Genomic DNA, 8,744 nt, shown 5'->3' with positions numbered 1-8,744 from the left:
CCACTCACCAGAGTCGCGACGGCTGACGCCCGCCGGCGATCCTACGTGTTCTCACACTGCCTCCTCGAACTGATTCCGTGTCGACCGCGTCTCACCCTGCCGATGGGCACTTGTCGCGTTCTTGGCTCCTACTTGGGGCCCCGGTGGCAACCGTGTCCAGCCGGTCCGCTGTTTCCTGCGCCGCCACTACCGGGCTCCCCCGGGCCAGAACGGGCTTCGTCCGATTCACGGCCACTGCTCGACCGACCTTGAGGTCGCAGCGGGATCCTCCTGACCGTCAGGTGGGCTCGGTTCGCAGGATCTCGCCCGCGGGGCGGCGGGCGTTGACGCGGGCCGATATGGCGGTGAGTGCCGTGACCGCGACCACACACGCCAGGATCACGGCGAGTAGCTGCCGGAGCGGCGGGATGCTCACCGGGTCGTCGTCCAGGATCTCGGCCAGTCCGATTCCCCCGGCGAGCCCCAGGACGGCGCCGGCAAGCGCGGGCAGCACCTGTGCCACCGAGGGCCCCGCGCTGACCTGGGCCGGATTCGCGCCGAGCGCGCGGGTCAGCGCCCGGGAGCGTCTGGAATCGAGCGCGGTCGCCCAGATGATGCAGACCGTGTTGACGGCCGCCTGGGCGACCAGCATGATCACGACCAGCGACAGCACCTGGCTCAGGGCGGTGCGGGGATCGTCTCCCGGGGCCTTCCCGGCGTAGCGGTGGGTCTGGGTCGCCAGGGCGGCCTCTGACAGGACTGGCTGGTCGCCCCTGCAGGGTGGGCCCGAGCGTCAGGGTGGCCGTGGCGGAGGTCATCGCGAGCAGCAGGAGAACGGCCTCGGCCGGACGCCGGCGCAGGTCTCGCGCGGCGAGCCGGCAGATGAGCAAGATGCGGCCCGTCACCTCAGCCCTCCAGCCCGGCCAGCTCGCCGAGCCGCCCGCCGGCGCCGCGGGTCAGCCTGGTCTCCTCGACGAGGGCGCCGTCGCGCATCGAGATCAGCCGGTCGGCGATGGCGGTGACGCGGGCGTCGTGAGTGACGATCACCAGCGTCTGCCCCGCCCGGGAACAGCTGCGGGTGGCGTACGAGCCGGCCAGGGTTCGGCAGGTCGCCGAGGACGCGCGCTGAAGGCGGTGCAGCGCCTAGACAAATTTGGCTAGTGCGGAGATCGTGGTACCCTCCCCGGAGAAAGCTAGCCAAATTTGGCTAGCCGAAGTCCGGGGGGTTCGATGAAGTCAGTACGGCTACTGGTCCTGGGAGCGCTGCGCAGGCGCGGACGCGCACACGGCTACCAGATCCGCGCGGATCTGGAGTCGTGGGGCGCACACGAGTGGTCCACCGCCACGTCGGGCTCGGTGTACCACGCGCTCAAGAGCATGGCCGGCCAGGGCCTGCTGGTGACGCACGAGACGGTCCCCTCGGAAGCCGGGGGCCCGCCGCGGATCGAGTACGAGCTGACCGGCAAAGGCGAACAGGAGTACTTCACCCTCCTGAGCCGGGCCCTCACCGACCGCGAGCCGAGCCTGGACGTGCTGGGCGCCGCCGTCGGCCTGATCGAGGACCTTCCCCGGGAGCGAGCCCTGCAGATGCTGCGTGAGCGAGCCCGTGCGATGCACGAGTGGCGCACCAGCATCACCTCGCACCTGCCGGCGGACACCGATCTGGGCACCTGGGGGCCGGTAGGCGAGGTCCTGTCCCTGTGGCTGACCACCGCCGACACCGGCGCTCAATGGACCCAGCGGTTGATCCGCCGCCTGGAAGAGGGCGCGTTCACCATGGCCGGCGAGGACCCCGCACCCGCGCAGTAGGTCGGATAGCGGCCCCGCCCCGGAACCGGGCGGCGCCCCGGCAACCCACCTTCATCGGAACGGAGAAACCCATGGCCGACGAGATCACCGTGCCGCTGCTTCCCTGCCGGTCCATCGACGAGATCGTCGAGTTCTACACCATGCTGGGCTTCACCCGGACCTACTACCAGGTCCGCCCGAACCCGTACGTGTCCCTCGAACGCGAAGACCTCCGGCTGGGCTTCTTCGGCATCCCGGATTTCAATCCCGAGGACTCCTACGGGACCTGCGTGGTCATCGTGCCCGACACCGGGCAGCTCTTCGAGGCGTTCGCCGCGGGCATGCGCGAGGCCCACGGCAAGCTCCCGGTCTCCGGGATCCCCCGGATGACCCGGCCCCGCAAGCGCAAGAACGCCGAGGACCATTCCGGATTCACCGTCATCGACCCCGGCGGGAACTGGATCAGGATCATGGCCGCCAAACCCGCGCCGGAGGAGAAGGAAGCGGCCTCCGGCAAGCTCACCGCGACCCTGCACAGGGCGGTCGTGATGGGCGACTCCCACGGCAAGCACGTACGGGCGGCCCAGATCCTGGACGCGGCCCTGGAGCGGGACAAGGACACCGCGACGGCGGCCGAACTGCTCGAAGCGCTGGCCTACCGTGCCGAACTCGCACTCCGCGCCGGGGACTCCGCCGCCGGCGACGTCCTCGCCCGAGCCCGCGCGCTCACCCTCTCCGAAGCCGAGCGCGACAGGCTCGCCGAGACCCTGGCCGCCCTCGAAGACATGGAGGCCGTTCTCCGGCCCGCACAGCGGCCCTGACTCGCACCCGGCCCCGGACCGCCGCGGGCAGAAGGCCTGACCCCGGCTCCGATCAGAACCCTGATCCGTGCCTGGACATGCCATGGTGCGGAGACTCTGCGGCCCTTTTCCGACGTGTTCCGGTCGCCCCGCAGAACCGGCCGAGACCTCCGCTCACCGCACAGCCGGTCACCGGCGGCTTCCAAGCGCCGGCGTCCGGCATGGGTGGCGGGCCCGCACGCGGAAGAACACGGCACAGGCACGCCCGGCACCGCGACCGTCCTGTCGTGTGAGCGCCGAGCACCCGCAGGTCGCCCGCATCGCCGATGTCGTTGGTGACCGCCCGCACGGCGGCTTGGGCGCCGCCGGCCCCGGCCGGCGCGAGCAGCCGATACGGCGTCATGGGGTTGTTCGGGTGCGCCGGGCGTAGGCGCGGGCGGCGCGGGCGCGGTCGCCGCAGCGGACCGAGCACCAGTGGCGGCGGCCGTGCCGCAGCAGGTAGCGGTTGCAGGGAGCGGAGCCGCAGGCGGTGAGGCGTTCGGCGTCGGGACCGGTGAGCAGGTCGGCGGCCCCGGCGGCGAGGGCCGCCAGGGCGTGGTCGACGATCTGGGCGGTGGGGTGGGAGGCGGCGCGGTACAGGCCGCGGGTGGGGTCCCAGCGCAGCAGGGAGGACGCGGGGGCGCGGGTCAGTGCGTCGTTGACGGCGTTGAGTGCGCTTGTGGGGGCGGGGTGCCCGTCGACCTTGGAGGCGAGCAGCGCGCGGATCTGCTCGCGCAGGGTGCGCAGCTGTGCCGCGCACATCTCCTGCAGCCCGGCGTCGGTGCCGGCGGGAGCGAGGCCGTGTTCGATGAGCCACTGGTTGGTGGCCGCCGGGGTGCCCAGGAGGTCGACGAACTGGCCGCCGGGCAGGGCTATGGCGCTGTTGGCGAAGTCGAGGGCGGGGTACTGCTCCGCCCCCGGCGCGGGCGGCAGGACGGGCTCGGCGGTCACGGTCTCCTTCATGACTCTCATGGTACGACTTGCGCTCATCCGTGAGGAACGACTACCGTCACTCACGGATAACCCGCTTCTCATCCGTGAGGTGTTTCTTTCATGGCTTCTGCCGGCACGACCGACGAGCAGATCCCCGTCCGCGTCTTCGGCGGCCCGACCGCCCTCTTCGAGTACGGCGGGCTGAGGTTCCTCACCGACCCCACCTTCGACGCACCCGGCGACTACCCGACGCCCGGCGGCCTGACCCTGACCAAGACCGCGCCCGCGGCCGCCTCTCCCGCGGACCTCGGCCGCATCGACGTGGTCCTGCTCTCCCACGACGAACATGACGACAACCTCGACCACTCCGGCCGGGCCCTGCTCGCCGACGTCCCGCTCACCCTCACCACCCCCGGTGGCGGGCGACGACTGGGAGACGGGGCCAAGGGGCTGGCCGACTGGGAGTCGATCGAGCTGGACCGTCCCGGCGGCGGCACGATCACCGTGACGGGCGTGCCCGCCATCCACGGGCCCGGCGCGCGCGAGGAGGTCGAACCGATCACCGGCCAGGTCGTCGGATTCGTCCTGACCGGGGAAGGTCTGCCCACGGTCTACGTCAGCGGCGACAACGCCTCGCTCACCCTGGTCAAGGAGATCGCCGAGCGCTTCGGCCCGGTGGACACCGCCATCCTCTTCGCCGGGGCTCCCCGCTTCCCCGTCCTCTTCGACGGTGCGCCGCTGGTCCTCGACAGCGCCCAGGCCGCCGAGGCCGCGAAGATCCTCGGCGCGCGCCGGGTGGTGCCCGTCCACTGCGACAGCTGGGCCCACTTCACCGAGAGCCGAGAGGATCTGGTGGACGCCTTCACCGCCGCCGCGCTGGCCGACCGCCTGCAACTGGACTGAACGGACGCCGACCGGTACCCGGCACCGGGCCGTCAGCCCTCTCGACGCGCCGGCCGCGGTCGGGTGCCGGCGCATCCTCGCCGACGAGTGGAGATTGCAGTCAGGAGACAGGCGCCCATCACAGTCTCCATCAAACCCGGGGCGGTTCACACCCGCGAACTGCGGAACTCGGGCTTGAGTCTTCCTTGAGTGACGCCTTGGATCCTGCGGTCACCGCATGGACGAAACTGCGGGTGCCGAGTGCAGGGGTGGGTGATGGCCCCGGCTGTCGTATGCGATCCCTGCTGTAAGCGGTGCCTCAAGTGGGCCCCAAGACGTACTCCAGTCTCCTCGGCATGCTTCCTTCCAACAGCACCTCTCGGAGGAATTCATGAAAAGGCTGCATCCGGCACTGCGCTCCAATGCCCTGGCGTATCGCCGGATGACCGCCGCCGCTGCGGCAGGAACCTTTGCCGGCTCACGCCGACCGGGACCATGGCCGAACCGACAGTGACCGTGAGCAACTTCGACACGGCGCCCCTCAAGGAACGAGCACGGTGCAGGTGGGGTCCGGGCTACCAGCCTTGGCGGCGCTGCGCCACTCAGGAGACTCGCGGTGACGGCGAGCGGTCCGCGAGATTTCTCTGTGGCCCCGCCTGCCGAAAAGACAACCAAGCAAGGAGAATAAAATGACACGCCGTAAAATCTGGGCGAGACCGTCTCGGGCTGTTCGTCTGATCGCAGGTGGAATCTTCTCCGTCGCACTAATGGCCGCTGTATTCACGGCGCCGGCCTCAGCCGATTCACCTGTGGAGGAGCCACCCAAAGAGGAATCGCAATTTGCTTCCGTCACCGGAACCCTCAAGGGCGGGGAATGGAAGAAGGTGCTCAGCGGCTGGGGAAAGTACACTCTCAGGTATGCGGGAAGAACCGCGGACGCGGATGGCAGCTTCAAATGCTACGCCAACGGCATCAAGATTTCCTCCGGGTCCCTTCCGGGCGAGTTCAGTCACGTGGTCATCGGGTACGGATCATGCTTTTTCCACTCGCCGGTGAGCACAACCTACTGGATCACTCCAGTGAGTTGACCACCTCGCTGAATTCGGGTTCCATCCCACGCTTTCCAGCACCCCTTCCGGCGGCGGCGATTCCACGGATCGTGTATTCGGTGAGGTCGTGGAGGGCCAGGTACGAACGGTCGTCAGTGGCGATCGACGGGCGAGGCCCGCCCGTACGGGCCGGAGAAGAAGGCGCCATGCAGGGGCTATCAGCGGATCATCCATGACCGGGTTATTCCCGGCTTGACAAACCTTGGAATGCGCAAACCCACGCAAACCCGGAAGGATATTACGTGAAAAAGAATTTCAGGATTGCGATAACCGGTACCGCCCTCGCCCTCTCGGTGGGCTTTTCGGGGGCCGCGTCCCCGGCCCAAGCCGAGGAGAAGGGACTACAGCTCTACGCATCCAACGAATTCGAGGGTAGTACCAGGGTCTGGTCCGACTCTGTGCCACGCCTGAAGAATTACGACGCCATCAACGGCTACACCTGGAACGACATGGCGGCGTCCGTGAAGAACACCGACGACGTTGCCTGGGTCCTCTACGACGACTCGGACTACCGCGACCGGCGATTTTGCCTGCGTAGCGGGGAGAGCGTGACCTGGCTGGAACACGAACAGTGGAGGTTCAATAAGAAGACGTCGTCGATCAGGCGCCTGACTCTCAATAGCTGTGTCGGGTACCCGGCCTTCTATAACTACGGGTGAAACACCGGCTGGAATCGATGAGCTCCGCGGGCTCGCCGCTCCGGGGCAGACTGAAAGGAATCTCGTGAAAAAGAGCTTCAGGACCGTGGTAGCCGGCGTCGTCATCACCGCTTCTCTGGGCTTTTCGGGGGCTGCGTTCCCGGCCCAAGCGCAGGTGACGGGGCTGCGCTTCTACGAAGACGACGACTTCAAGGGTGAGGTCAAGAGCTATTACGCAACCCAGTGGTACTTGTGGGAATGGAACCACTGGGCGAGCTCCGTACGGAACTCCGACGACGTTGCCTGGGTCCTCTACGACGACTGGGATTACGCTGACCGGCGTTTCTGCCTGCGTAGCGGAGAGGAGGTGAAACGACTCGGCGACGAGCAGTGGAGGTTCAACGACAAGACGTCATCGATCAGGCGCTTAAGCACCAATAGCTGCGCCGGCTATCCCGCCTTCTACAGCATCAGCTGACACACCGGCCGGAACGGGGAGTGTGGGCGAGCCGCGATCAGCATCCCCACACTGAACCCGTTTTCAGGCTCCCGGACAGATGACTTGGTCACGGCATGATCGCGATGTCGGTGTCGGTGTTCGGCCGGTGACGTGAAGAGGCTCCTGGCAGTCGGTTGATCACCACAATCTACACCGTTGCCACCAGGAACTGCCGGTGCCTCACCCAGTCGTACAAGGCGCCGAGTTCCTCCTGTCTGCCGCGCAGGGGGCGTCGAGCGCTTCGGCGACTTCTCGTCGCCGTCGTCGCTGACGGTCAGGCGCAGGCCGTTGGACTGGTGGTGAGGCGTGAGGGAGGCGATGAGGGCCGCGCCTGCCACTCCGTCTCCTGCAGGAGGGTCACGAAGCACAGCCGTGACGGGCTCCGCTTTCGGCCGTTGGCATTTTGCCGATGGCGGGAAGGGTGACCGGGGCTCTTGAGGACGGTTCTTGGGCAGTCCTGCATTATCGCTGCCAGAACAATCCAAGCATGCATCAAGTTCGCGTCTCTACGGTCGTCACGACCAGCAGCGAGTACAGCCGTAGGGAGAAGTGACGTGGGCTTGATCCACCTGCGCCATCGGTGGGTGACGATCGAGACGATTCCGCGCATTATGACGCTGCGCTGCGAGTTGTGCCCGAAGACCAAGGTCCGGGTGGGACAGATACCCGCCGGCGAGCGAAGCCACCAGGAGCGGCAGCCGAACCGTCCCCCCACGCAGCAACAGGTCCGGGACCATGTCGCCGGTCGTGGCCGACGGTCTGTGTGACGGCGAGCCGGGCGCTCCGCCGTCCCCGCCCACCGAAATCAGGAGAGAGAGACATGATCACGTTCCCGCCCGAACCGGCGGCGGTGTTCGAGCGCGCACTGGTGTGCGCCTACACCTCGCTGACACGTGACGAGCGGCCCATCACCTGGCCCGTCACCCCCTATGTCGGGTCACGCGGCACCCTCGATGTCACCACCGGCCTGGCCTACCCGGACAAGGCCGAACGCGCCCGCCGCGACCCCCGCGTCGCTCTGCTCTACACCGACGGCCCGGTGGTACTCGTCCAGGGCCGGGCCACGGTGCGCGACGCCGACCTGCAGGCCAACACCGACCGATACGTCCGCGAGTCCCTGGCCAAGGCACCCTCCGCCCTGTCCCGCCTGCCCTCCTTCATGTTCAGGCGCTTCACCTGGTATTTCGCCCGCATCTACATCGAGGTGACCCCCGAACGACTGATCTGGTGGCCCGACGGCGACCTGACCCGTCAGCCGCGCACCTGGTCATGCCCGGCGACCGCCCCCGCCTCCGACCGGCCACCGTCCGGTCCGCGCCTGCCCGGCCGCACCATCCCGCCCGCCGACTGGCGCCCGCACGCCCGCCGGGCCCGCAGCCTGGGCACGCCGATCGTGTCCCTGATGTCCGGCGGCCTGCCCGTGGTCGTGCCCGCCCGGGCGTACACCGCCACCCCCACCGGATACGAGCTGCGCCTGCCCGCCGGGGTGAAGGCCGCCGACGGACCGGTCTGTCTCACCTTCCACCAGCACGGCCCGCAGATGGAGTGGCAGGAGAACGTCGTCCTGCTCGGCACCGCCACCGGCCACGACGACCATCTCACCGTCACCGTCGAACGCGCGCTGACCGACTGGAGCCTGCCCGCCGGCCGCCGCCGGCGCAACCGCTCTTTCTTCGGCCACGGCAAGCTGCTGAAACCGCGTCTGGAGGCCGAAGCGGCCCGTCGGGCCCAGCCTGTCCCGATACTGCGCCGCCCGTGACTGGCCGCCCTCACAGCGGCCGCCCCGCGTGTGAAGGTGGTGTGCACCCGGACGCTACCGCAGTCAAGGCCGAGGTCTCGGACCTCATCCTCCAAAGGCCCGGGCCGGCCGGAGCCGCCAGGTCCAGCGGCCTGACCTGCTGGATCCAGGAGCTACTTTGGACCCCGTCGCGCCGACCCGAGCAGAGATCAGCCCGCAGCGCCTTCCGCGATCGCCTCCGGCGCCGATCTCTGCACTCGGTCTCCTTGAAGGCCGTCCCTCTCCCGTTAGTAAATGAACGTTAATTTACAAATGTGGCGCTGTCCGGTAGCGTTCCCG

General features: G+C 68.4%; 10 protein-coding genes. 7 read left to right on the top strand and 3 right to left on the bottom strand.

Annotation, left to right across the window (positions count from 1 at the left end; genetic code table 11):
* Window positions 1–277: 277 nt before the first annotated feature.
* Window positions 278–652, bottom strand: a complete 375-nt coding sequence (locus ABD841_RS34855) for an FtsX-like permease family protein (protein WP_344980704.1) — start codon at window positions 650–652, stop codon at window positions 278–280.
* Between the two features lie 233 nt (window positions 653–885).
* Window positions 886–1,026, bottom strand: coding sequence for a hypothetical protein (locus ABD841_RS34850; protein ID WP_344980702.1), 141 nt, complete (start codon window positions 1,024–1,026; stop codon window positions 886–888).
* A 183-nt stretch (window positions 1,027–1,209) separates the two neighbouring features.
* Here ABD841_RS34850 and ABD841_RS34845 point away from each other — a divergent pair, with 183 nt between their 5' ends.
* Window positions 1,210–1,788, top strand: a complete 579-nt coding sequence (locus tag ABD841_RS34845; RefSeq protein ID WP_344980700.1) for a PadR family transcriptional regulator — start codon at window positions 1,210–1,212, stop codon at window positions 1,786–1,788.
* A 71-nt stretch (window positions 1,789–1,859) separates the two neighbouring features.
* Entirely contained in the window at window positions 1,860–2,588 is a 729-nt protein-coding gene (locus ABD841_RS34840; protein ID WP_344980698.1) for a VOC family protein, read from the top strand.
* 378 nt (window positions 2,589–2,966) lie between these two features.
* On the opposite strand, the gene ABD841_RS34835 is transcribed toward ABD841_RS34840, so the two are convergent.
* Window positions 2,967–3,569, bottom strand: coding sequence for a CGNR zinc finger domain-containing protein (locus ABD841_RS34835; protein ID WP_344980696.1), 603 nt, complete (start codon window positions 3,567–3,569; stop codon window positions 2,967–2,969).
* A gap of 90 nt (window positions 3,570–3,659) precedes the next feature.
* Between ABD841_RS34835 and ABD841_RS34830 the strand changes: the two genes are divergently transcribed.
* The 5 genes from ABD841_RS34830 to ABD841_RS34810 all read left to right on the top strand — a co-directional run bounded on the left by ABD841_RS34830 (window position 3,660) and on the right by ABD841_RS34810 (window position 8,426).
* Window positions 3,660–4,442 carry an MBL fold metallo-hydrolase gene (locus ABD841_RS34830; RefSeq protein WP_344980694.1) on the top strand — a complete coding sequence of 261 codons (783 nt, stop codon included), beginning with the start codon at window positions 3,660–3,662 and terminating at the stop codon, window positions 4,440–4,442.
* 668 nt (window positions 4,443–5,110) lie between these two features.
* Entirely contained in the window at window positions 5,111–5,509 is a 399-nt protein-coding gene (locus tag ABD841_RS34825; RefSeq protein ID WP_344980692.1) for a hypothetical protein, read from the top strand.
* 263 nt (window positions 5,510–5,772) lie between these two features.
* Window positions 5,773–6,189 carry a peptidase inhibitor family I36 protein gene (locus ABD841_RS34820; RefSeq protein WP_344980690.1) on the top strand — a complete coding sequence of 139 codons (417 nt, stop codon included), beginning with the start codon at window positions 5,773–5,775 and terminating at the stop codon, window positions 6,187–6,189.
* A 64-nt stretch (window positions 6,190–6,253) separates the two neighbouring features.
* Window positions 6,254–6,646 carry a beta/gamma crystallin family protein gene (locus tag ABD841_RS34815; protein WP_344980688.1) on the top strand — a complete coding sequence of 131 codons (393 nt, stop codon included), beginning with the start codon at window positions 6,254–6,256 and terminating at the stop codon, window positions 6,644–6,646.
* Between the two features lie 841 nt (window positions 6,647–7,487).
* Window positions 7,488–8,426, top strand: coding sequence for a hypothetical protein (locus ABD841_RS34810; protein ID WP_344980686.1), 939 nt, complete (start codon window positions 7,488–7,490; stop codon window positions 8,424–8,426).
* The last annotated feature ends 318 nt before the right edge of the window (window positions 8,427–8,744 follow it).

The organism is Streptosporangium fragile, from assembly GCF_039534445.1.
Lineage (GTDB): Bacteria > Actinomycetota > Actinomycetes > Streptosporangiales > Streptosporangiaceae > Streptosporangium > Streptosporangium fragile.
The sequence above is the reverse complement of the archived record's forward strand: the minus strand, read 5'-3'. Positions and strand labels throughout refer to the sequence as shown.

Bases quoted from the DNA above. Each gene is read 5' to 3' on its own strand.
- ABD841_RS34840 (WP_344980698.1), top strand. From the start codon at position 1,860: ATGGCCGACGAGATCACCGTGCCGCTGCTTCCCTGCCGGTCCATCGAC.
- ABD841_RS34845 (WP_344980700.1), top strand. From the start codon at position 1,210: ATGAAGTCAGTACGGCTACTGGTCCTGGGAGCGCTGCGCAGGCGCGGA.
- ABD841_RS34825 (WP_344980692.1), top strand. From the start codon at position 5,111: ATGACACGCCGTAAAATCTGGGCGAGACCGTCTCGGGCTGTTCGTCTG.
- ABD841_RS34810 (WP_344980686.1), top strand. From the start codon at position 7,488: ATGATCACGTTCCCGCCCGAACCGGCGGCGGTGTTCGAGCGCGCACTG.
- ABD841_RS34830 (WP_344980694.1), top strand. From the start codon at position 3,660: ATGGCTTCTGCCGGCACGACCGACGAGCAGATCCCCGTCCGCGTCTTC.
- ABD841_RS34835 (WP_344980696.1), bottom strand. From the start codon at position 3,569: ATGAAGGAGACCGTGACCGCCGAGCCCGTCCTGCCGCCCGCGCCGGGG.